This is a genomic window from Spectribacter acetivorans (assembly GCF_031846305.1).
GTDB classification, from domain to species: domain Bacteria; phylum Pseudomonadota; class Gammaproteobacteria; order Nevskiales; family Salinisphaeraceae; genus Spectribacter; species Spectribacter acetivorans.
Map to the genome: position 1 here is coordinate 72,952 of NZ_JAVRHY010000003.1, position 23,019 is coordinate 95,970.

Annotated in this window: 23 protein-coding genes; 13 read left to right on the plus strand and 10 right to left on the minus strand. The window is 68.9% G+C overall.

Going from position 1 to position 23,019, the window contains the following annotated elements:
• Position 1: 1 nt before the first annotated feature.
• The 7 genes from RM531_RS04110 to gshB form a co-directional block, all read right to left on the minus strand.
• The gene (locus RM531_RS04110) at positions 2-259 is read right to left on the minus strand and encodes a hypothetical protein (RefSeq protein ID WP_311657511.1); all 258 of its coding nucleotides are present in this window, start codon (positions 257-259) and stop codon (positions 2-4) included.
• Between the two features lie 77 nt (positions 260-336).
• Positions 337-1,305: an aspartate carbamoyltransferase catalytic subunit gene (locus tag RM531_RS04115; protein ID WP_311657512.1), complete on the minus strand. Its 969-nt coding sequence runs from the start codon at positions 1,303-1,305 to the stop codon at positions 337-339.
• A complete protein-coding gene (pyrR, locus tag RM531_RS04120; protein WP_311657513.1) occupies positions 1,302-1,790 on the minus strand; it encodes a bifunctional pyr operon transcriptional regulator/uracil phosphoribosyltransferase PyrR in 489 nt (162 codons plus the stop codon). The genes RM531_RS04115 and pyrR overlap by 4 nt, the downstream gene beginning before the upstream one ends.
• Entirely contained in the window at positions 1,787-2,227 is a 441-nt protein-coding gene (gene ruvX / locus RM531_RS04125; RefSeq protein WP_311657514.1) for a Holliday junction resolvase RuvX, read from the minus strand. The genes pyrR and ruvX overlap by 4 nt, the downstream gene beginning before the upstream one ends.
• On the minus strand, positions 2,220-2,777 hold the full coding sequence (locus RM531_RS04130; protein ID WP_311657515.1) for a YqgE/AlgH family protein: 558 nt from the start codon (positions 2,775-2,777) through the stop codon (positions 2,220-2,222). Before RM531_RS04130 ends, ruvX begins: the two co-directional genes overlap by 8 nt.
• Before the next feature lie 48 nt (positions 2,778-2,825).
• Positions 2,826-3,599 (minus strand): TonB family protein, encoded by a 774-nt coding sequence (locus RM531_RS04135; RefSeq protein ID WP_311657516.1) that lies wholly within the window; start codon positions 3,597-3,599, stop codon positions 2,826-2,828.
• Positions 3,574-4,521, minus strand: a complete 948-nt coding sequence (gene gshB / locus RM531_RS04140; protein ID WP_311657518.1) for a glutathione synthase — start codon at positions 4,519-4,521, stop codon at positions 3,574-3,576. Before gshB ends, RM531_RS04135 begins: the two co-directional genes overlap by 26 nt.
• A 245-nt stretch (positions 4,522-4,766) precedes the next feature.
• Here gshB and pilG point away from each other — a divergent pair, with 245 nt between their 5' ends.
• From pilG to RM531_RS04170, 6 genes are read left to right on the plus strand one after another with little or no spacing between them, the layout of a single operon-like run.
• Positions 4,767-5,132, plus strand: coding sequence for a twitching motility response regulator PilG (gene pilG, locus RM531_RS04145; protein ID WP_311657825.1), 366 nt, complete (start codon positions 4,767-4,769; stop codon positions 5,130-5,132).
• A 28-nt stretch (positions 5,133-5,160) separates the two neighbouring features.
• Positions 5,161-5,541: a response regulator gene (locus RM531_RS04150; protein WP_311657519.1), complete on the plus strand. Its 381-nt coding sequence runs from the start codon at positions 5,161-5,163 to the stop codon at positions 5,539-5,541.
• A gap of 5 nt (positions 5,542-5,546) precedes the next feature.
• Positions 5,547-6,104, plus strand: coding sequence for a chemotaxis protein CheW (locus RM531_RS04155; protein WP_311657521.1), 558 nt, complete (start codon positions 5,547-5,549; stop codon positions 6,102-6,104).
• Between the two features lie 43 nt (positions 6,105-6,147).
• Entirely contained in the window at positions 6,148-7,437 is a 1,290-nt protein-coding gene (locus RM531_RS04160) for a methyl-accepting chemotaxis protein (protein ID WP_311657522.1), read from the plus strand.
• Between the two features lie 12 nt (positions 7,438-7,449).
• Positions 7,450-12,927, plus strand: a complete 5,478-nt coding sequence (locus tag RM531_RS04165) for a hybrid sensor histidine kinase/response regulator (protein ID WP_311657524.1) — start codon at positions 7,450-7,452, stop codon at positions 12,925-12,927.
• The gene (locus RM531_RS04170; protein WP_311657526.1) at positions 12,920-13,432 is read left to right on the plus strand and encodes a chemotaxis protein CheW; all 513 of its coding nucleotides are present in this window, start codon (positions 12,920-12,922) and stop codon (positions 13,430-13,432) included. The genes RM531_RS04165 and RM531_RS04170 overlap by 8 nt, the downstream gene beginning before the upstream one ends.
• On the opposite strand, the gene RM531_RS04175 is transcribed toward RM531_RS04170, so the two are convergent.
• From RM531_RS04175 to argE, 3 genes are read right to left on the minus strand one after another with little or no spacing between them, the layout of a single operon-like run.
• A complete protein-coding gene (locus tag RM531_RS04175; protein WP_311657528.1) occupies positions 13,429-14,178 on the minus strand; it encodes a 16S rRNA (uracil(1498)-N(3))-methyltransferase in 750 nt (249 codons plus the stop codon). The two genes, RM531_RS04170 and RM531_RS04175, sit on opposite strands and share 4 nt — an antisense overlap.
• Before the next feature lie 13 nt (positions 14,179-14,191).
• Positions 14,192-15,526 carry an amino-acid N-acetyltransferase gene (argA, locus tag RM531_RS04180; protein WP_311657530.1) on the minus strand — a complete coding sequence of 445 codons (1,335 nt, stop codon included), beginning with the start codon at positions 15,524-15,526 and terminating at the stop codon, positions 14,192-14,194.
• 52 nt (positions 15,527-15,578) lie between these two features.
• Complete coding sequence (gene argE, locus RM531_RS04185) at positions 15,579-16,739, minus strand: acetylornithine deacetylase (RefSeq protein WP_311657532.1); 1,161 nt, start codon at positions 16,737-16,739, stop codon at positions 15,579-15,581.
• A gap of 107 nt (positions 16,740-16,846) precedes the next feature.
• On the opposite strand from argE, the gene RM531_RS04190 reads away from it, so the two are divergent.
• From RM531_RS04190 to RM531_RS04220, 7 genes are read left to right on the plus strand one after another with little or no spacing between them, the layout of a single operon-like run.
• A complete protein-coding gene (locus RM531_RS04190; RefSeq protein ID WP_311657534.1) occupies positions 16,847-17,149 on the plus strand; it encodes a hypothetical protein in 303 nt (100 codons plus the stop codon).
• Positions 17,139-18,314: a JDVT-CTERM domain-containing protein gene (locus RM531_RS04195; protein ID WP_311657536.1), complete on the plus strand. Its 1,176-nt coding sequence runs from the start codon at positions 17,139-17,141 to the stop codon at positions 18,312-18,314. The genes RM531_RS04190 and RM531_RS04195 overlap by 11 nt, the downstream gene beginning before the upstream one ends.
• Positions 18,287-18,736, plus strand: coding sequence for a JDVT-CTERM system glutamic-type intramembrane protease MrtJ (gene mrtJ, locus RM531_RS04200; RefSeq protein WP_311657538.1), 450 nt, complete (start codon positions 18,287-18,289; stop codon positions 18,734-18,736). The genes RM531_RS04195 and mrtJ overlap by 28 nt, the downstream gene beginning before the upstream one ends.
• 36 nt (positions 18,737-18,772) lie before the next feature.
• Positions 18,773-19,324 carry a UPF0149 family protein gene (locus RM531_RS04205; protein ID WP_311657539.1) on the plus strand — a complete coding sequence of 184 codons (552 nt, stop codon included), beginning with the start codon at positions 18,773-18,775 and terminating at the stop codon, positions 19,322-19,324.
• A gap of 15 nt (positions 19,325-19,339) precedes the next feature.
• Positions 19,340-20,650, plus strand: coding sequence for an aminopeptidase P N-terminal domain-containing protein (locus RM531_RS04210; RefSeq protein ID WP_311657540.1), 1,311 nt, complete (start codon positions 19,340-19,342; stop codon positions 20,648-20,650).
• On the plus strand, positions 20,643-21,830 hold the full coding sequence (gene ubiH / locus RM531_RS04215; protein ID WP_311657542.1) for a 2-octaprenyl-6-methoxyphenyl hydroxylase: 1,188 nt from the start codon (positions 20,643-20,645) through the stop codon (positions 21,828-21,830). The genes RM531_RS04210 and ubiH overlap by 8 nt, the downstream gene beginning before the upstream one ends.
• Positions 21,823-23,019: a UbiH/UbiF/VisC/COQ6 family ubiquinone biosynthesis hydroxylase gene (locus RM531_RS04220; RefSeq protein ID WP_311657543.1), complete on the plus strand. Its 1,197-nt coding sequence runs from the start codon at positions 21,823-21,825 to the stop codon at positions 23,017-23,019. Before ubiH ends, RM531_RS04220 begins: the two co-directional genes overlap by 8 nt.

The window sequence follows — 23,019 nt, forward strand, 5'->3', positions numbered from 1 at the left end:
CTTAATCGAAGAGACCGTCGAGCAGGCCGTCCACGGCCTCGTCGGTCTCGCGGTTGAGTCGGTCGTTGACCCGGCGTTCCTGGCGCTGCGTCTGTTCGCCGACAACGCCGTCGGATCGTCGGTCGCGATCAGTGCGTTCGGCATCCGCGCCGGATGACCGGCGGTCCTCGGCTTCCTGAAAGATCGGATCCTTCGCCGCGGCAAGCGTGGTGGTACCGGCTATCGCGATGCCGGCCAGGGAAATCAGAAGCGGTTTCATGGCGTTCTCCGTCTCCGGCCCGCATTCATATTGCCTTGACTGCGGCATGCGGCGAAAGAGGCGACCGTCGGAGCGGCTCAGGCGCCTGAACGGGCCCCGGCAATCATCGCCATCACCGCCATGCGTACGGCAATGCCGTTGCGCACCTGCTCCAGGACCACCGACTGCGGCCCGTAGGCGATGTCCGGGTCGATCTCCACCCCGCGATTGATCGGGCCCGGGTGCAGGATCAGGGCATCGGGCTTCAGGCTGACCAGGTTATCCGCGGTCAGGCCGAAGTCGCGCCGGTAATCAGCTGGGGAAATATCGAGCGCCTGCTGCATGCGTTCGTGCTGAATGCGCAGTGCGATGACCACGTCGGCATCGTCGAGCCCGTCGGCCAGTGTGGCGCAGGGGTGTACGCCGAGCGTGGCGGCGTTATCGGGCAGCAGTGGTGCCGGGGCCACCACGCGGATATCGGTGACTCCCAGGGTGCGCAGGGCGGCAATGTCGGAGTGCGCCACGCGCGAGTGGCGGATGTCGCCGACGATGGCCACCCGCAGCCCGGTGAAATCCGGTTTGTGGCGGCGGATGGTGAACATGTCCAGCAGCGCCTGGGTGGGATGGGCATGACTGCCGTCCCCGGCGTTGAGCACGGCGACATCGGGCGCGGCATTGTCGGCGAAATAGGCGGCGGCGCCATTGTCCGGGTGGCGGATCACGAAAATGTTGGCGCCCATGGCCTGCATCGTGAACAGGGTGTCCAGGTCGTGTTCGCCCTTGGTCTTGGATGAATGTTCCATCTGCAGGGTGAGCACGTCCGCCGACAGCCGCTTTGCTGCCAGTTCGAACGTGGTGCGGGTGCGCGTGGAGGGTTCGAAGAACAGGTTGACCACGGTAGCGCCGCGCAGCAGCGGCACCTTGCGGGGTGGTGCGCCGGGATCGGGCAGGAAGGTGGCGGTGCGGTCGAGAATCTCCCGGATCAGGTCCGCGGGCAGGCCGTCCACCGTCAGCAGGTGCCGCAAGCTGCCCTGCGCATCCACCTGGGGTACCGACGGGGTGTTCATCGCAGTACCAGGGTCAGCGGATCCGGCCCTTCCAGCTTGATCTGTTGCTCGGCGGGGACGTCGCGTTCCAGCCCGACGTAATCGGCCGCCACCGGCAGTTCGCGGCCGCTGCGGTCGACCAGCACCGCCAGCCGGATCGCGGCGGGCCGGCCGAAGTCGAACAGTTCGTTCATCGCCGCGCGCACGGTGCGGCCGGTGTGCAGCACGTCATCCACCAGCAGCAGGGTGCGTCCCTCGACATCCTCTTGCATATCCGAGGCGCCGACCTGTGGGTGCAGGCCGATACGCGCGAAGTCATCGCGGTGAAAGCTGATATTGAGCTGCGACAACGGCGCCTGCGGCCACAGCCGGTCACGCAGGGCCTGCGCCAGCCAGACCCCGCCGGTGTGAATGCCCACCAGCACCGGCGGTGTGGACAGGTCCGCCGAGATCGCCCGGCATAGCCGGTCGATGCCCTCGGCGACCTGGGGGTCGGCGGGGCTCATGCAGTGTTCTCGGCCAGCCAGGTTTCCAGAATCACCTGTGCCGCCATGGCGTCGGAATCCCCCTTGCGCAGCCGCCTGCGGCGGGCGCCGGTGGACCGGGCGGTACGCAGCCGGGCCTCGGCCTCGGTGGAGGAAAAACGTTCGTCGGTGGCGTGAACCGGCAGGTCGAAATGCTTGCCCAGCGACGCCATGAAATCGCGGGCGTGACCGGTAATCGGTTGTTCGCGGCCGTCTTCCATCAGCGGCAGGCCCACCACCAGTGCGTTCGGCCGCCATTCGGCCACCAGCCGCGTGATGGCCTGCCAGTCCGGACCGTCCTGATGGTGCAGGGTGGTCAGTGCCTGGGCCTGACCGGAAAACGAACTACCCACGGCCACGCCGATGCGACGGGTGCCGAAATCGAAGCCGAGGACCACATCGCCGCTACCCTCAGGCATGCCCGGAATGACCCGACAACAGCGCCGGGTCCACCCCGAGCAGGCGCGCGGCGGCCGACCAGCGGTCGGTGGCCGGGGTGCCGAAGATGATGGCGGTATCGGCCGGCGTGTTGAGCCAGCTGTTGTGCAGGATTTCCTGCTCCAGCTGGCCGCCGCCCCAGCCGGCATAGCCCACCGTCACCAGGTATTCATCCGGACCCCGGCCCTGGCCGATGGCCTCCAGGATGTCCTTGGAGGTGGTCACGGAAATCACGTTGTCGATGGTGAGCGTTGCTTCCCAGTCGCCGCCCGGCGGGTGCAGCACGAACCCCCGTTCCGGCTGGACCGGGCCGCCCCAGAAGACCGGTCCGGGGTCGGTCAGGCCCTCGTGATCGATGCCCATGTGGCCGAGCATGTCGCCCAGGTCCAGATCGGTGGGGCGGTTGATGACCAGCCCCATGGCGCCGTCGTCGTTGTGTTCGCACAGGAAGGTCACGGTGTGATCGAAGTCGCCCCCGACCACGTTCGGCATGGCCACCAGGAACTGACTGTTGAGGTAGCTGCTGCTCATGCCGGCATTATCGGTAACCGACGAGCTTCACCGCAACAGCGCGGGCAGTCATTCGGCGTCCGCCGGGGCAAGAAACCGCCAGACGTAGGCAAAGCGCAGGCCCTCCTCACGCTGGCCGGCAGTGGCGGCCGGGGGTGGTTCGAACGGGGCGGCGGCCTCGAGTATCTGCAGTGCCGCGGCGTCCAGGGCCGAATCCCCGGAGCTCTGCCGGATGCGGGCATCGCGCAGCGCCCCGTCCGGCGCCAGCCAGACCTCCATGGTAAGCGCGGCGTCCCGGCGGCGACGTGCCTCCGGCGGAAAACGGGCGCTGCCGCGGGCCTCGATGCGCTGTTTCCATGTGGCCAGGTAGCTGGCGCGGGCGTCCGCTCGGGCGGTACGCACCTGCGAGTCCGGCGATCGGCTCGGTTCGTTCCGGCCGGCCCGGGCGGCGCTGCCCTGCTGCAGCTCGCCGGCGGTCGCCGCGCTGCCGGCGCCGGTTGCGGATCGGGTCAGCACCGGGGTGGCGCGTTCCCGTTCGCGGCCGGCCGTGCGGTCCGCCCCCTCGCGGTCGCCCCGGTCATGACCGGCCGACTGCGCTGCGGGCTGGCGGGATTGCCGATCACGCCCGCGCTGGTCGGTTTCGGCGCGGGTGTCGGCGGGTAATGCCGCGGTGGTGGGAGCAACGCTCAGGGTTACCGTCAGCGTCCGGGTGCGCCGATCCGGTTCCGGCAGGCCGACCGCGAACAGGATCAGCCCGTGTACCACCACGGCCAGGCCCAGCGCCGGCAGCAGGCCCGGGCGCGCGCGGGCGGAGGCGTCAGGTGATGCGGTCGGCCACCGCATCCAGCAGTTGCCCGGCAATATTGATTTTGTAGAGGCCCTGCAGTTCACGCATGCAGGTGGGGCTGGTGACGTTGATCTCGGTGAGCCGGTCGCCGATTACGTCGAGACCGGCGAACAGCAGGCCCCGCTCGCGCAGCATCGGCGCCACCGCGGCACAGATCGCGCGTTCGCCGTCGGTCAGAGGCATGCCTTCACCGCGCCCGCCGGCGGCGAGGTTGCCGCGGGATTCCCCGGCGGCAGGTATGCGGGCCAGGCTGTAGGGGACCGGCTCGCCGTCAATCACCAGAATGCGCTTGTCGCCGGCGCTGATCGCCGGCAGGTAGGCCTGGGCCATGGCGAAGCGGGTGCCGTGTTCGGTGAGTACCTCGAGAATCACGCTCAGATTGGGGTCGCCGCGCCCGACCCGGAAGATGCGCGAACCGCCCATGCCGTCAAGCGGTTTGAGCACGATCTCCCCCTGCGCCTCCAGGAACTGGCGCACGGCGGCGGCCGATCGCGTGACGATGGTCGGCGCGCATAGCTCCGGGAAGGCGGTGATCGCCATCTTCTCGTTGACATCGCGCAGGGCCGAGGGCCGGTTCACGATCAGGCAGCCGGCGGCCTGCGCCCGCTCGAGAATGTAGGTGGCGTAGATGTATTCGGTGTCGAAGGGCGGGTCCTTGCGCATCAGGATGGCGTCGAGCTCGCCCAGCGGCAGGGTGGTTGCCTCGCCCAGATGGTGCCAGTCGTGATTGTCATCACGCACGGTCAGGGCGTGCCCGTGGCCGTAGGCCACGCCCTCCTGAATGAACAGGTCCGCCAGCGTCATGTAGTGGATCGGCCAGCCGCGGGACTGCGCCTCCAGCAGCAGCGCCAGTGTGGTGTCCTTGTACGGGGTGATCGAGTCGATCGGGTCCATCACCACACCCAGTCGCAACGTCATTGTCCTGTCCCTCGCGCCGGCCATTATCGCCATCGATAACGGCAGTTCCGGTTATCGGCCGTCATGGTAGCGCAACCACCCCGAGCGCCACGGGGCCGGCAGCGGCCGGGCCCGGTTGCTAGGCCCCCGGTCCGCGAATGTGCTACTAATTCACGCATGTTCGGGTGTCGCGTGACGGTGCCTGGAAGTCCGGTGTCCATACGAGGTAGCGACCGGTGGTAGCAGTGCAGGGGGCAACCAGGGACATGGCCGGCATCAAGGTCATGGTCATCGACGACAGCAAGACCATCCGCCGCACCGCCGAGACGCTGCTGTCCCGGCGCGGATGCGAGGTGATTACCGCGGTGGATGGCTTCGAGGCCCTGGCCAAGATTGCGGACCATCAGCCGCAGGTGATCTTCGTCGACGTGATGATGCCGCGGCTGGACGGCTACCAGGCCTGCGCCCTGATCAAGAACAATCCGCGCTTTCGCGACACCCCCGTGGTGATGCTGACCAGCAAGGACGGCTTGTTTGATCGGGCACGCGGCCGCATCGTCGGCTCCGACCGCTACCTCACCAAACCCTTCACCCGCGACGAACTCTTCGAGGCCATCGAGGCCTTGATCTGAATCCCATGGCACCGAGGGAGCCCGCCGTATGGCGCATGTACTGATTGTTGACGACTCGCCCACCGACATCCACGCGATGCGGTCGGCGCTGGAGGAGGAGGGCCACGAGGTGTCGGTGTCCGACTCCGCCAGCGACAGCCTGGACGTGGCGCGCGAGACGCAGCCCGACGTGATTCTCATGGATGTGGTGTTCCAGGGCATGAGCGGGTTCCAGGGAACGCGCAAACTGGCCCGTGACCCCGCCACCTCGCATATTCCGATCGTGATCATCAGCGGCAAGGATCAGGAAACCGACCGCATCTGGGGCCTGCGTCAGGGCGCGTCCGAATATCTGGTCAAGCCGGTGCATGCCGCGCAGCTCAACCGCGTGGTGGCCGGCCTGCTGGGTACCTCCGCCTCCGGCGCCTGAACACCATGACCGCATCGCTGGCCCACCTGCGGGATCAACCCTTCGAGCTGCTGGCCGCACTCGAGGATCGCATCGAGGCCGGCGGCGAACGGCACGGGCTGACGGCGGCCCAGGCCGAATGGACCGGGCTCGGCTTCACGCTGGACGGCGACCGCTTCCTGGCCCCGCAGGCCGACGTCCGCGAGGTGCTGGACGTGCCGCTGCTGGCCCGGGTGCCCGGCGCCCGGACCTGGCTGCTGGGGCTGGCCAACGTGTGCGGTGATCTGGTGCCGGTGGTTGATCTGGGGGCGTTGCTGGGTCGGGGCCAGACGCCGCGTCGGCCGACCAACCGGATGATATTGCTAAACGACGAACAACTGACCGCCGGATTTATGGTGGAGTCGGTGGCGGGCTTCCGCCGCTTCGCCCCCGCCGATCAGCGCCATGAACTGGCCGACCACGCCCGTGATCAGGATGCCCGGCCGTTCCTGCTCGGCGCCTTCGTGCGCGAAGGCATGGCCTGGCTGGTGCTGTCGCTGCGGGCGGTGGCTGCCGACCCGTCGTTTCGCGACGCGGGCATGTGAAAAAACCGGTGGCCGGATCAACAAACAACTTGGGGGAATACGGGTGCCGAATCTGAATGCATTGTTCGCCAGCCGCCAGGGCCGCACCCTGCTGTGGATATGTGTGGGGGTTGCCGCCTTCTGCGTGGCCGGGCTGACGCTGGCGCTGCTTAACCAGCAGGCGGTGGTTGCCGGGCGGCCGGAGCCGCTGCCGGGGTTGATCCTGTCCACCGGCCTGGTGTGGCTGATCGGCGGCCTGGCCCTGCTGGCCCTGATCGGCGTGGGGCTGGGGCTGTCGGCCGGGGAGACCCACGACGCCGAGGACAGCGCCCAGCGCGAGCAGCGCTACAAGCGCGATCAGGAAGCCATTCTCCGCCTGCTGGATGAAATGAGCGCGCTGGCCGAGGGCGACCTCACCCTGGAAGCTACCGTGACCGAGGACGTCACCGGCGCGATTGCCGACTCGGTGAACTACACCATCGAGGCGCTGCGCGAACTGGTCAGCACCATCAACGACACCGCCGAGCAGATGGCCGACGCCTCGGAGGACTCCCTGGCCACGGCCAAGCACCTGACCAGCGCCAGCCAGACCCAGACCCGTCAGATCCTGTCCGCCACCGAAACCATCCAGAAGATGGTGACCTCGATCCAGACGGTGTCGCGCGACGCCCGCAGCGCCGCCGACGTGACCGAGCGGTCGGTGACGGTGGCCCACAACGGGGGCGAGGCGGTGCGCCGCACCATCGACGGCATGGGCAGCATTCGCGATCAGATCCAGGAGACCGCCAAGCGGATCAAGCGGCTGGGCGAGTCGTCGCAGGAGATCGGCGACATCGTGGAACTGATCAACGACATTGCCGAACAGACCAATACCCTGGCCCTGAACGCGTCGATCCAGGCGGCGATGGCCGGCGAAGCCGGGCGCGGGTTCGCGGTGGTGGCCGACGAGGTTCAGCGCCTGGCCGAGCGTTCGGCCGGCGCCACCCGCCAGATCGAGGCGCTGGTGCGCACCATTCAGGCGGATACCAACGAGGCGGTGATCTCGATGGAGAAATCCACCTCCGGCGTGGTCAGCGGGGCCCAGCTGGCCGAGAACGCGGGCGGGGCGCTGGAAGAAATCGAACGCGTGTCGCGTCAGACCAACGAGCTGGTGCGCGGTATTACCAGCCAGACCGAGCGCCAGACGCAGGAGGCCGCCGAGGTGTCCGAGACCATGACCTCGATCCGCGAGATCACCGAACAGACCGCCTCCGGCACCCAGGCAACCGGCCGGGCCATCGCCCGGCTGGCCGAGCTCGGCGCCAAGTTGCGGGCGTCGGTAAGCGGCTTTACGCTTCCCGGTCGGGCGGAATAGCGAGCGTCACTCTTGGCGCAGGTCAAACAAATCACTGCCGGGGGGCTCCACTGGGTCCACGCCGAACTCGAGCACAGCCTCGAACGCGTGCGCTCGTTCGTCGAAACCTTCCTCGACACCCCGGACAACCCGCTGCCGCTGCAGCGGGCGCTGGTCGAACTGCATCAGATTCGCGGCACGCTGCGCATGATCCTGTGCGAAGGCGGCGCTGTGTTCGCCGAGGAAATGCGGGTGGCCGTGCACGATCTGCTCGGCGATCTGGAGGCAGCGCCGGAGCGGGCCTTCGAGGCGCTGCTGGGCGCCACGGTCCAGCTCACCGACTACCTGGATGCTCTGCATAACGGTGAAACCGACAACGCGCTGGTCTTTCTGCCGCTGATCAACGAACTGCGGGTCGCCCGCGGTGCCGGGGTGATTGCCGAAAGCGCGCTGTTCGCCCATTACGCCCAGCTCTGCGAGCCGCTCGACACCCGGTCGGGCCCGATCGAAGGGCGTTCCGACAATGCCGGCCAGCCCCGGGCCCGTCAGCATCTGGCGCCGTTCCAGGCGGCGTTGCTGGGCCTGCTGCGGGATGATGCGACCGCGGAGACGCTCGGGCGCCTGGAACAGGTCGCCGCCGACATGGCGCAGACCGTGGCCGACCGGCGTGGCCAGCGGCTGTTCGAGGCCGCCGCGGCGGTGATCGAGGCCATCGCCGCCGATGGGCTGGCCTGCGAACTGGAAATCAAGCGGCTGCTCGGCCGGGTGGGCCAGCAGCTAAAGGCCGCCGCGGTGAACGGCGACCGCGCGCTGGGCGATGCCCCGGACGCGCTGCTCTACGGCATTGTCTATTTTGCCGGCCGCGCCCGTACCGACGGCCCGAGGGTGCAGGCGCTGCGCGAGGCCTACGGGCTGGAAACCCTGCTGCCGGACCCCGAGCGTCTGTCCCGCATGCGGGCCCGCTTGCGGGGCCCGAATACCGGGCTGGTCAACAAGCTGGCGGCGGAAATCCGCGAGGACATCGACAGCGTCAAGAATGCCATTGACCTGGTGCTGCGCGCCGGTGATCGGGCCAACGTGGACATGCAGGCCACCGTCGCCACCATCCGGCGGGTTGCCGACACCCTGGCCATGCTTGGCCTGGACATGCTCATGCGCGTGGTCCGCAACCAGGCGGATGCGGTCACCGACCTGCACGAGCGCGGCGAACGGGAGCACGCAGCCTGGATGGACGTGGCCCTGGCGCTGCTCAATGTCGAGCAGAGCCTGGACAGCGCGCTGTTCCAGCACCTCTACCGCGGCCAGGAACCGTCACCGGCCGCCCAGCCGGCACCGCAGCAGGATGTCAGCCGCGGCATGTCCGCGATTCATCGGGAAGCCCGGGTCAACATTGCCCGCATCCGCGACCTGGTCCCGGTGTTCGTGGAAAGCGGAGATATCGAACTGGCCGCCGAGGCGGCGCGGCTGCTGCGGGAAATCGAGGCCGGTCTGCACATCCTGTCGGAGGAAGACGGGGTCGACCTGGCCGGCCGCCTGAACGCCTTCATGGGCAGCCAGGCCATGCTTGGCGTGCGCGACGATCCGGCCCGGGTGCGCTCGCTGGCCGATGCCATCGTGGCGCTCGAATACTATCTGGAAGGCCTCGCCGGACAGCCCGGGCGCCTGCCGCAGCTCTACGAGCAGGCGCGGGGCTATCTGTCGCAGTTGACCGTCCCGCCCGACCAGGCCGAGGCCCTGGTCAGCGATACGTCCGGTTTCGAGCAGGCCGAACCCGCCGAGCCGGATGTCGTCGACCCGGAAATCCGCGATATCTTTCTGGAAGAGGCCGGCGAAGTGCTGGCGAACCTGCAGCGGGATGTGCCGGTGTGGGCGGGCGATCTCGGCGACAGCGAACGGCTGGCGGAAATCCGGCGAGCGTTTCATACCCTCAAGGGCAGCGGTCGCATGGTGCAGGCCGACGAGATCGGCGAATTCGGCTGGGCGGTCGAACATCTGCTGAATCGTTGCCTGGAGGGTGCGGTGCCGGTGGACGCCCGGGTGCGCCGGGTGGTGGACGATGCGGTGGCCGCGCTGCCCGCCCTGATCGAGGATTTCAAGGCGGGCCGCCCGCCGACCGCGGCGGCACCGATCATCGGCGCGGCACAGGCCATTACCGGCGATGGCAACGCGCCGGACGGCGAGGCCAGCGGCGAATCCGAACTGTTGCGCATCTTCCGGGCCGATGCGAAGCGGCATCTGCAGACTCTGAGCGGGATCGCCGCGACCGTACCGCCGGTGCGGGTACCCGATGAACTGGTCCGGTCCCTGCACACGCTCAAGGGCAGCGCCGAGGCCGTCGGCGAGAGTGCGATCGTACGCATCGCGGCGCCACTGGAGCAGTTCGCGGATGCCGCCCGCGCCGCTGAGTCGCCGCTGGATGCATCGGCGCTGGCCGTGCTGGGTGATGCGGTAACACTGATCGAATCACTCGTGGCCGGTGATCGGGACGAGATCGCCGACACCGATATCGATGGCTGGCTGGCGCGGCTCGGTGAGCAACGCCGGGCGTTGCCGGTCGAGGCGGTGGACGCCTCGGATTGGCGCGAGCTGATGATCGTGTTCACCGACGAGGCCTGCGATCTGGTCGATGCCATCGAGGCCGACCTCCGCGACTGGCGCGAGTCCCCGGGCGATCTGCATTACCCGAGGAGTCTGCGCGGGCGCGCCCATACCCTGAAGGGCAGTGCGCGGACCGCCGATGCCGGGAGCATGGGGCAGGTGGCCCAGGAATTCGAGCAGCTCATGCGGCGATATGCACGCGGCGAGCTGCCGGCGCCGGACGCCCCGGCGCTGGATGTGCTCGACAGCGTGGCCGACGGGCTCTACGCCATGCTGGACCGCTTCCGCCACGGGGATCGTTCCGCCGATCCGCAACCCCTGCTGGAGGTCCTGGCCTCACTGGTGCCTGAATCCGGAAGCGCGACTGACGCCGCGAGTACCGATGATGCCGAGCACATGGCTGCGCCGGCCGGATTCGAGTCCGACACACCGCATCCGGATTCGACTGGCGCCAGCGGCGAAGACGACCGAACCGAACAGGCACCCGAGCGGGTTCTCGCGGCCCTGGCCGACAGCGGGCCGGCCGGGGAAGACCCGGCGGCACCGGACGAAACCCCGGTGGTGGAGCCGGCCGAGCCGGAACCGCTGGAACAGTTGTCCGAATCTGAGCTGACGGGCATCTTCCTGGGCGAAGCCGATGAACTGCTGGAGGGGCTGGCCTATCAGATCGACCGCTGGCAGGTACAGCCGGACAGCCATCGTGCGCCGGCGGAGATCATGCGCCTGCTGCACACCCTCAAGGGCAGTGCCCGGATGGCGCATGTCACCGCGGTTGGTGATATCAGCCACGAGCTGGAAGACCGGCTGGGTCGTACTCGCCAGGCGCCATCGGCCATCCCGCCGCTGCAGACCGCGCTGGAATCGCTGCGACAGATACTGGACAGCGTCCGGCGCGGCGAGTCGGTGCCGGATGCCGAGCCCGTGCTGGCACGGCTGCGCGAGACCGGCGACTCCGAGGCGACCCCGGACCCGGCGCCGATCAAGTCGGCCGAATCGGCAGTGCCGGTACCCGCCACCGACTTCGAGGACCGGCTGTTCTGGGCGCCTGAAACGGCGCCGGCCGAAGACAGCAGCCTGCCGGACACCGCGCGCATTCCGGTGGTCGATCTCGACGGCATGCTCAACCAGGCCGGCGAGATCAGCATCTATCGCGCGCGCCTCGAGCAGCGCAATACCGAACTCCAGGCCCAGTTGCGGGAAATGGCCCAGACCACCCGCCGGTTGCGGGATCAACTGCGCAAACTCGACCTGGAAACCGAATCCCAGATCGTGGCGCGTCATGCCGAGGACGGCGACCGCTACGACGCCGAGTTCGATCCGCTGGAAATGGATCGATACTCGGCCCTGCACGAATACTCCCGGAGCCTGTCCGAGAGCGCGGCCGACCTGATGAGCCTGCATGGGTCGCTGACCGACCTGGTGGAGCAGGACGAGGTTCTGCTGGGGCAGCAGGCGCGGGTGAACACCAGCCTGCAGCAGGGCCTGATGCGCACGCTGATGGTGCCGTTCGCGCGCCAGGAACAGCGTCTGCAGCGGCTGGTGCGTCAGGTGTCCGGCGAGACCGAGCGGCCGGTGGAATTGTTCATCCGGGGCGGTGACGAGGAACTCGACCGCAGCGTGCTCGAGCGCATGACCGCCCCCATCGAACATCTGCTGCGCAACGCCGTGGTGCATGGCATCGAACCGGCGGACCAGCGCCGGTCGGCGGGCAAGCCGGCGGCCGGGCGCATCGAGATCACCCTGTTTCGCGAGGGCACCCAGCTGGTGATCGAGGTCGGTGACGACGGGGGTGGCCTGGATCTGGATACCATCGTGACCCGGGCCCGCAGTCTCGGCCTGGTGGCCGAGGATGCCGACGTGCCCGAGGACGCGGCCGCACGGCTGATCTTCCAGCCGGGGGTTTCCACCGCCGATACGCTCACCCAGTCCGCCGGCCGCGGCGTGGGACTGGACGTGGTGGCAGCCGAAATCCGCGAGCTTGGTGGCGGCCTGACGGTGGCGGCGGGAGCATCGGCCGGCACCCGGTTCGCCATTCGCCTGCCCCTGAGTCTGGCGATCAGCCAGGCGCTGTTCGTGGGTGTCGGCGAGGAGCGTTACGCGGTACCCATGGGCAGCATCGAGGGCGTGACCCGATTGTCGCGCGACGAACTCAGGACGGCCGCGCAAGCCGAGGGCGAGCCCACCCTCGAGTATGCCGGACAGCGCTATCGGCTGGTGGAACTGGCCGAGGTGCTGGGCGTACCCGACTCGGCGCCGGGCGAGGACGCCCCGGTCAACCTGCCGGTGATACTGGCCCGGGCGGGGGAGCAGCGCGCCGCCTTCGTGGCGCACAGCATGATTGGCAGCCGCGAAATCGTGGTCAAACCGGTGGGACCCCAGGTGGCCACGGTGCCGGGCATTGCCGGGGCCACCGTGCTTGCCGATGGCGCCGTGATGGTGATCCTGGACCTGGCCGCGCTGGTCCAGACCCAGACACGAGCCGTGCCGCGCCCGCCGACGGTGGCGACGGCCGCTGCCGATGTTCGGCCGCTGGTGCTGGTGGTGGACGACTCCATCACCATCCGCCGGGTATCCGAGCGTTTCCTCACCCGGCAGGGCTTTCGCGTGGGGCTGGCCAAGGACGGCATGGACGCACTGGCGCAGTTGCAGGCGAATCCCCCCGATGCCGTGCTGCTGGATATCGAGATGCCCCGCATCGACGGCTTCGAACTGGCCACCTACATGCGCAACAGTCAGACGCTCCGGCATACGCCGATCGTGATGATCACCTCGCGCAGTGGCGACAAGCACCGGCGCCGGGCCGAGCAGATCGGCGTGGACCGGTTCCTCACCAAGCCCTACCAGGAGGAGCAGCTGTTGGCCGAGATTCGCTCCGTGCTGGGCCGGGAGGTCGAGGCGGACGACCATGGCTGAGTCCGATCGCGTGCTCTACGGCCAGCTGATGCCGCTGGCATCGGGATGGCTGTTGCTGCCCAAGGCTGGGCTGGCGGAGGTGCTGGGCATGGAATCGGTGGCGCTGGAAACCGAGGGGCCGGCCTGGCTGCTCGGCTTCGGCGAGTGGCGGGATCAGCGGCTGCCGGTCCTGTCCCTGGAAGCCCTGTGGGGCGAGCCGATGCCCACGCGTACCCGCCGGACGCGGGTGGCGGTGATCAACAGCCTGGGCACGCATCTGGATGCCGGGTTGTTCATGATCGTGTTGCAGGGCAAGCCGCAGTTGACGTTGCTCAATCCCGTGGCGCTGCGGCCGGCGCCGGCGCGTGAGGATGACAGCGAGGTGATTCTTGCGCGCACGCGGCTGGCCAACACCGACGCGGTGATTCCCGATCTGGAGGCGATCGAACGGCGGCTGGCCGAAGCGGTGGCCGGGGTCGAGGATCAGCAGCTTGCCGCTACCGACTGGCAGCCGGGCGGGGTCTAGCCGAAGTCCCCCCAGCGGGTCTGCAACGCCGCCAGTGCCGCCGGCCCGGCGGTCTCCGTGCGCAGAATGCGCGGTCCCAGACGCACCCCTTCAAAGCCGCTGGCCCTGGCCGCCACCAGTTCCTGATCGGAAAACCCGGATTCCGGACCGATCAGGAGGCTGACCGAGGTCGGGGTGGTGGCACCCTCGACCGGCCCGCCCGGTGCGCGGGGGTCGAGCATCAGGCGTCGTTCGCCGGCGGCGTCGGCCAGCCAGTCATCCAGCCGGCAGGGGGCATGCACCACCGGCAGTATTTCCCGTCCGGACTGCTCCGCGGCCGAGCGCGCCACCGCCTGCCAGTGGCGCTGCTTGCGGTCGAGACGTTCGCCGGTCAACTTTATCTGGCCACGCTCGGTGAACAGCGGCTGGATGGCGGCTACGCCCAGTTCCACCGCCTTGGCCACGGCAAAATCCATGCGGTCGCCGCGCGCCACCGCCTGGGCCAGCGTCACCGCCAGCGGCGATTCGCGCCGCGGCTGACGGTGTTCCAGGACCAGGGCCTGCGCGGACTTGCGGTTCAGTGTCGACAGCCGCGCCGGGTACTCGCCACCGTGCCCGTTGAAAAGCACCAGATCGGCGCCGCTGCGCAGGCGCAGGACCGCGCCCAGGTGATGCGCCTGTTCGGCGCCCAGGGCCACGGTGTCACCAATGGTCAGCGTCCGGTCCACATGGAGCCGGGGGACGTGCTTGCGGCGGGCGTCGGTCACCGTCGGAATCGGGTTACAGCGTCTTGATCAGGACGGTGGAGTTGCGTTGGTAGTTATAGAGCTGCTGCCGGGTCAGCGGCAGGTCGGCAATATCGGCCGTGCGGAAACCGCGCTCCACGAACCAGTGCGGCGTGCGGGTGGTCAGCACAAACAGCCGCGACAGCTCCATCGTGCGGGCGCGCCGTTCCACCGCCTGCAGCAGGCGCTCGGCGCGGCCCTGCTTGCGGTAGTCCGCGTGGACCGCCACCGAGGCCAGCTCGCCGATCCGTTCCTCGGGGTAGGCAATCAGCGCGCAGCAGGCGGTGATCAGCCCGTCGCGCACCATCACGCTGTAGCTGTCGATTTCCAGCTCGAGCTGTTCCCGCGAGCGGGGCACGAGAATGCCCGCTGCCTCCAGCGGGGCGATCAGGTTCAGCAGGCCGCCCGCGTCCTCCACCGTGGCCTGGCGGATGATGTCGTAGGTGTCCGCGGCCACCAGCGTGCCCGCGCCGTCGCGGCTGTAGAGCTCACGCAGCAGCGCCCCGTCGGCCTCGAAGCGCACCAGATGGGCCCGCGTCACCCCCTGGCGGCAGGCCTGCACGGCACACTGCAGGCGGGCCTTCTCCTCGTCGTTCAGGCCATCACCGGACTCCAGCAGCGTCTGGGCCTCGGTAGGTGAAAGCTGGGCCGGCGGGTGCGCCGCGTGCTCATGCATTTCCGGGCCGGCATGCAGCATGATCAGCTTGTCGGCCTGCAACGCCGCGGCGGTGGCGGTGGCCACTTCCTCCGCCCACAGGTTGAAGGTTTCCCCGGTGGGGGAATAGCCGATGGGGGAGAGCAGCACGATGTGGTCGCGGTCGAGATGGGCCCGGATGGCGTCCACATCCACCCGCCGCACCTCGCCGGTGTGGCGGTGATCCACCCCGTTGACCACACCCAGGGGCTTGGCGGTCACCAGATTGCCACCGGCCACCCGCAGGCGCGCGCCGCCCATCGGGGTGCTGGCCAGGCCGGTGGACAGCAGCGCCTCGATGTCCATGCGCAAGGTGCCCACCGCCTGCTTGACGCAGGCCAGGGCCGGCGAGTCGGTCACCCGCACGCCGCCAGACAGCACGCTTTCCACCCCGGCGGCCGCCAGGGCGGCGTCGATCTGCGGCCGGGCGCCGTGCACCAGCACGACGCGCACGCCCAGGCTCTTGAGCAGGGCAATGTCGTAGATCAGGTCGGCGAAGCCGGGGTCGGCGGCGGCTTCACCCCCGAACATGATCACGAACGTGCGGCCGTGATGCGCATGGATATAGGGGGCGCTGGCCCGCAGCGCCGTCACCATCTCCTGGCCTGATTGGGTTGTGTCGTTGTCCGGATTCATGCCGCTGCCCGCCGCGAAACCGTGTATTAGACCAGATCAGGGCCCGTTGACGTTACCGAAGACAGAACTGACGGATCAGCCCGTGCAGGATGTCTCGCATCGGGTCGATGCGATCCATGCCCAGAAACTCGTTGGGCTGATGGGCCTGGTCGATATCGCCGGGGCCCAGAATCACCGTCTCCATGCCCAGCGCATTGTAGAACGAGCCTTCGGTGCCGAAGTCCACCGCTGCCGCCGCCTGGCCGGTGAGTTGTTCGGCCGCGCGCACGATCTCGGCCTCGGCCGCGGTTTCCATCGCCGGGGTGCCGGTGAACAGCTCCTCGAACTCGATGCCGCAGTCGCTGCCGGTCAGAGCATCCCGCGCGACCGCCCGCAGTTCATCGCGCAGCGGGGCGATGTCGAAGCCCGGCGGAAAGCGCAGGTCCACCTGCAGTTCACAGCGCGCGGGAATACGATTGGGGCTGTCGCCGCCGCGGATCACGCCCGGGTTGAGGGTGGCGTGGTCCACCGGAAAACCCGGCGCCGGGGCGCGAGTGACCAGGTCATCGCGAAACCGGCAGACCGCGGTCAGCACCCGGCGCATGCCGTCGATGGCATTGATGCCGAAGGCGGGGTTGCTGGAATGGCCGGCATGCCCGGTCACCCGGATGGCCTCCATCAGAATGCCCTTGTGCCGGCGGATCGGCACCAGGCCGGTGGGTTCGCCGATCACCGCGTGCCGGGCCGGCCGATGCCCGGCATCGCGCAGCGCCCGGGCGCCGTCCATGCCGCATTCCTCGTCGGCGCTGGCCAGAATCACCAGCGGCCGCGCGAGCTGACCCGCGCGATAGTCCCGGGCCACATCCGCGGCCAGGGCGAGAAAGCCCTTCATGTCGGACGTGCCGAGTCCATAGTAGCGGCCGTCGCGTATGTCCAGGGTAAAGGGGTCGCTGTCCCAGCCGTTATCGTCGTAGGGCACGGTATCCAGATGCCCGGCCAGGGCCAGTCCGTCGCCGGCCTCCGGGTCGCCCAGCGTCGCAATCAGGTTGACCTTGTCGTCGCGCTCGCCCACTGGCAGGCAGCGGCAGTCGAAGCCGAGGTCTTCCAGCCAGCCGGCCAGGCACTCGGCGGCGGCCCGGTTGCCCATGTCGATGGCCGGGTCGGCGCAGCTGATCGAGGGTGTGCCGACCAGCGAAGCCAGCAGCTCGGAAAAATCGGGGATGCGTCCAGCCATGTCGGGGCGACTCCGGTTGCCGGTTGAGCACGGGTAATGCCCGCGCGATGGACAGTTTAACGGTTGGCGCGCTAGCGTTGCCGGACAATCGAGGAGCCCGCCCCTTCATGACTGCAATCACACGATTCCTGGCCTGGCTGCCGCTGGCGATGCTGGCGTTTCTGCCTGGGCAGCCGGTCGACTCGGACACGACGGAGCCGGCCGCCCGCCGCGCCTTCATCGGTCCGGCCGAACCGCAGGTGTTCGCGGCGCAGCGGGCCAGCCCCCCGGCGGCGGAAACGCCCGAAGTCACCGTGCGGGACGGCATGACCATCGTTACGGTGCCGAAATTGCGCCATTCCCGGCTGCAGGCAAGGCGAGACGCCGATGGCGAGATTCATGTCGGTCACGGGGTGGGTGATGATCACTGATTCCCTGCGGCGGGGCTGCGTGGCGGCGTGTCTCGTCCTGACCGCGGGTGCGGTGCAGGCCGCGGATATCGTCATCATCAACGGCGACAACTCGGGTGAAGGCCTGAACGATCCCACCCCGCGTGCGCCGGTATCCGGCAATCCGGGAGAGACCGTCGGCGCGCAGCGGCTGAATGCAATCGGTTATGTCGCCGATCTGCTAGGCAGCCGCATCGTCAGCGACGTGCCGATTGTGGTCGAGGTGACTTTCAGCAATCTGCGTTGCCGCAGTACCAATGCGGATCTGGCGGCGGCGGGGCCGGATCGCCTGGTGTCGGATTTCCCCGGGTCCCGGCCCGGCGTCTTCTATGCGCTGGCGCTGGCCAACGCCATCAGCGGTGGGCGTATCGAGTCGGCACCGGATATCAGCGCCGAGTTCAATGCCGCGCTCGACGCCCAGGACAATTGCCTCGGCGGGGCCGACTGGTATTACGGGCTGGACAACAATCCGCCGGGCGACGATCTCAACTTCGTGAGCACCGCCACGCATGAGCTGATCCACGGGCTGGGATTCTCCAGCTTCGTGGATCTGCAGAGTGGCGAGTTCTTCATGAATCTGCCCAGCATTTACGAGGTCTTCATCCGCGATCTCAGCTTTGGCACTACCTGGCCGAATCTGAACAGCAATCAGCGGGCCGCGTCGGCGGCCAATGACGGCAATGTGATCTGGGACGGACCCAGCATCACCCCGCAGATCAGCAACCGGTTCAGCGGCGGCAGGGTCGGCAGCGATCTCCAGCTGTATGCTCCCAGCCCGGTGGAGCCCGGTTCCTCGATCTCGCACTGGGACGATGCCCTGACTCCGAATGCCCTGATGGAGCCGTTCGTGGATGCCCGCGGCGATGTCGATGTCCGCAACGGCATCGGCCTGGCTGCCTGCGTGCTGGCGGATGTCGGCTGGACGCTGAACGGCGGCGTGGGCTGCCCCGACGACAACGGTGCCGGTATTCCGGCGCCGGGTGGCTCGGCGGATGGCAGTGGCAATACGGATGCCGGTGATTTCATGAGCGGAGGCGACGGCGATGAGGGCGGAGGCGGCTGCAGCCTCGGCCGCGGCGCCCCCGACCCGATCTGGCTATTGCTGTTGCTGGCGGCGGCTTGGCGTCTGAGGCGGTCGGCCGTCTGAGTATCCTTCGCGACCCGCGGCTGTGGCTGGCGCTGGCGGCGGGGCCGCTGGCCTGTCTGGGGCTGGCCGGGGCGGGATTCGCCCGATGGTCGGTCGGCGCCACCATCGCACCGGTGTCGCTGATCATAGTGATTCTGGTCTACCCGGTAGTCGAGGAATGGCTGTTCCGCGGCGAGTTGCAGCCCTGGATCGCCCGGAAACTGGCCTGGGCTCTCGGGCCGCTGAGTGCCGCCAATCTGGTCACCAGCGCGCTGTTCACCGCGCTGCACCTGCTGTTTCACCCGCCCGGCTGGGCGCTGGCGGTGTTCCTGCCGTCGCTGGTGTTCGGCTATTTCCGCGATGCCACCGGCGGGCTGGCGGCGCCGATGCTGCTGCACGGGTTCTACAACGCCTGCTTTTTTGTCCTGTTGCTGCCGGCCTGACGCATGGCAGAGGCGCAGTTTTGTTAGCCTTGACGCATGAACGAGACATCCGAAAGCCGCTATGACGGACTCGCCCGGCGCCTGAACGAGGCCGGCGCCACCCAGGATCCGGCAGAAGTGCACGGGTCGCTGTGCGGGGCCCTGTGTCTGCACGACCAGCTGCCGACCGTGGATCTGGTCGAGGGCGCCGACGGCGAGGCGCTGCAGCCGCTGCTGCAGGCGTTGCGGGAATTCAGCCTGGAAGGGTTGTACGACTCGGACTCGGGCTTCCAGCCGCTGCTGCCGGACGATCAGGCGCCGCTGCCACGGCGGGTCAAGGCCCTGGCGAACTGGTGCAGCGGGTTCGTTTTCGGCATTGCCAGCCACGGCGAATTCGAGCTCACCCATTGCACGGACGAGGTGCAGGAAGTGGTTCGTGATCTCACCGAGCTGTCCCGGGCAAGCCTCACCGATGAGGAGTCTGGAGAAGAGCAGGGCGAGGCCGACTACGCCGAACTGGTGGAGTACGTCCGTGTCGGCGTCCAGTTGATCTTCCTGGAGATGCGCACCGCCGAGCGGCAGGACGAGCCCGACGCGCGGCTTCACTAGACCACGAATCGACTCATGACCCAGCCCATTGATCACGCCCGACGCCGGGCGCGCCTGGCCGAGCGCATCGGCGACCGGGCGGTTGCAATGCTGGCCGCCACCCCGGAGCGCATTCGCAACCGCGACGTGCACTATCCCTACCGGGCCGACAGCGACATGCGCTACCTGACCGGTTTCACCGAACCGGAAGCGGTGGCGGTGCTGGTGCCCGGCCGGCCCGACGGTGAATTCATCCTGTTCTGCCGCGACCGGGATCCCGAACGGGAGGTCTGGGACGGCCGTCGTGCCGGGCCCGAGGGCGCATGCCGGGATTTCGGCGCCGATCAGGCCTTCCCCATCCAGGAACTGGCTCAGCGTCTGCCGGAACTGCTCGCCGACCGGGACACTATCCACCACAGCCTGGGCGCCGACGACTGGGCCGATCGTCAGCTGACCGCCGCGCTCGACCGGATCCGCGCGATGGGGCGCCGGGGCTGGCAGACGCCCACCCAGATCGGCCTGCTGCCGGCGGTGCTGCACGACATGCGCCTGCGCAAGGAGCCCGCCGAACTCGACCGCATGCGCCACGCCGCGGCGGTCTCGGCCGCCGCCCACTGCCGGGCCATGCGGGTCTGCCGGCCGGGCATGGCGGAATACGCGCTGGCGGCCGAACTGCATCACGAGTTCGAGGCTGCCGGCATGCACTGGGCCTATCCCTCGATCGTCGGCGGGGGCGCGAATGCCTGCATCCTGCACTACATCGAGAACAGCGCGACGCTGGCCGATGGTGACCTGGTGCTGATTGATGCCGGCGCCGAAAACGCGGGCTACGCCGCGGACATCACCCGCACGTTTCCGGTCAGCGGACGCTTCTCCGGCCCGCAGCGCGACCTCTACGCGGTGGTGCTGGCTGCCCAGGAAGCCGCGGTCGATGCCGTGCGGGCCGGCAATGATTACGACGCCTTCAACCGCGCCGCGGTGCGCGAACTCTGCCGGGGCATGCTCGATCTGGGGCTGCTCTCGGGTGACCTGGAGACGGTGATCGAACAGCAGGACTACAAGCGCTTCTACATGCACGGCACCGGCCACTGGCTGGGCATGGACGTGCACGACGTGGGCGATTACAAGGTCGAGGGAAAGTGGCGTCTTCTGGAACCGGACATGGTGGTCACGGTGGAGCCGGGTCTGTACGTGCCCGCCGGCAGCGAGGGCGTGGACGAACGGTTCTGGAACACCGGCATCCGCATCGAGGATGACGTGCGGGTGACCGACGGCGCGCCGGAGGTTCTGACGGCCGGCGTGCCCAAGCGGGCCGACGAGATCGAGGCCCTGATGGCCGATGGCTGACCATTTCGACGTCCTGGTCATCGGCGGGGGACTGGTCGGGGCCAGTTTCGCCTGCGCCATGGCCGGGTCCGGCCGCCGTATCGGGCTGGTGGAAGCGTTACTGCCGAGCACCGAACCGTCGCCGGGTGAGGTCGAGCGCACTACGGCGCTGGCCTGGGGCAGCCGGGCGCTGTTCGAGCGCTGGGGCCTGTGGTCGGCCATCGCCGGGGAGGCGGCGCCGATCCGGCATCTGCACGTGTCGCAACAGGGCCGCTTCGGGGTAACCCGGGTCGATCACGCCGACTACGGGGTCGAGGCCCTGGGCTACGTGCTACCCAACCACGCGCTTGCCGGTGCGCTGTATCAGCGTCTGGGCGAGGACGAGGCGGTGTCGGTAATCGCCCCGGCCCGTTTCGAGCATCTGGAACCGGGTGAGGAGCAGGTCACGCTCACCATCAGCGAGGATGGCCGCCCGAGAACCCTGACCACCCGGCTGGTGGTGGGGGCCGATGGGGCCGGCTCGGCGGTGCGCTCGGCGCTGGGCATCGGGGCGGATATCCGGGACTACGGCCAGCAGGCGGTGGTGGCCTCGATCCGCGCCAGCCGCCCGCCGGGTGATACGGCCTACGAGCGGTTCACGCCGGCCGGGCCGATCGCGATTCTGCCGCGGTCACCGGAAACGGCGGCGCTGGTCTGGACCCTGCCCACGGACGAGGCGGCGCAGCGCTGCGCCGACGATGAGGAAGCCTTTCTGGCCGCCCTGCAGGCTGCATTCGGCCAGCGTCTGGGGCATTTCGACCAGCTGGGGCCGCGCGGCGCCTATCCCCTGAAGCGGGTGATCTGCCCGCGGCCGATCGCCGAGCGGGCGTTGCTGGTGGGTAGCGCCGGGCATCATCTGCACCCGGCCGCTGCCCAGGGCTTCAACCTGGCGCTGCGTGACGTCACGGTGCTGGCCGGCCTGATGCAATTGGCCGACGATCCCGGCGATGCCGCCCTGCTGGAAACCTGGCGCGAGGCGCGTCGGGCGGATCAGCAGCGGGTGAGCGGCTTCACCGACGGCATCGTGCGGCTGTTTTCCAACCGGCTACCGGGGCTGGGGCTGGCGCGCGGGCTGGGCCTGACCGGACTGGAGCTGCTGCCCGGCATCAAGCACGACATGGCCCGGCGCAGCATGGGCCTGGCGTTCGCCGCCGATGGCTGACGTGTTCGACATCGCCGTGGTCGGCGGCGGCATGGTCGGGGCGGTGCTGGCCGTGGCGCTGGAACGGGCCGGGTTCCGGGTCGCGCTGATCGAGGCGCGCGAGCCGGTGCCGCTGGGGCCGGACGACGATTACGACCTGCGGGTGTCGGCGGTTTCCCCGGCCTCGCGCCGGCTGCTGGAAAACCTCGATCTCTGGCCGGACCTCGCTCACGACCGGGTCGCCGTCTATCACGGCATGCGGGTATGGGAAGGCGGCGGGCGCGCACAGCTGGAATTCGAACACACCGCGCTGGGGCTGCCGGAGCTGGGCCACATCATCGAGAATCGGCTGATCGTCGATGCGGCATGGCAGGCACTGCGCGACGTCACCCGCTTCTGCCCGGCCGAGCTGAAAGACCTTTCCGTGGCGGCGGATGCGGCCACCCTCACCCTGGCCGATGGCCGTGAGCTGCAGGCCCGGCTGGTGGTGGGCGCGGAAGGCGCTGGCTCGCCGGTCCGGCAGTTCGCCGGCATCGACACGGTGGGTTGGCCCTATCGCCAGCGCTGCACGGTGGGCACGGTAGCCACCGAACGACCGCACCGGTCCATCGCCTGGCAGCGCTATACCCCCACCGGACCGGTGGCGTTTCTGCCGATGGCGGATGGCCGCTGTTCGCTGGCCTGGCATGCCGACGATCGGCTGGCCGATGAACTGCGCGAGCTAGACGATGCCGCCTTTGCCGAGCGGCTGACCGCGGCCTCGGGCGGCGTGCTCGGCCGCGTCACCCGCATCGACAGCCGGGCGGCCTTTCCGCTGCGCCTGATGCATGCGACCGATTACGTCCGGCCCCGGATCGTGCTGGCCGGCGATGCCGCGCACGTGCTGCATCCGATGGCGGGGCAGGGCGCCAATCTCGGCTTCATGGATGTGGCTGCCCTGGTCGAGGTGCTCGAACAGGCCCGCGCGGCCGGCCGCGATCCGGGCTATGAGCGCCGCCTGCGCCGTTACCAGCGGCGCCGCAAGGTGGACAACCTGGCCATGATGGCGGTTACCGACGGCATCAAGCGAGTGTTCGGGATCGAGGACCCGGCGCTGTCCCGCCTGCGTGACCGCGGCATTGCGGCGGTCCAGGACCTGGCCCCGCTCAAGCAGCTGATGATGCGCCAGGCCGTGGGTCTGGGCGGCGATCTGCCACCCTTGCTCAGATAG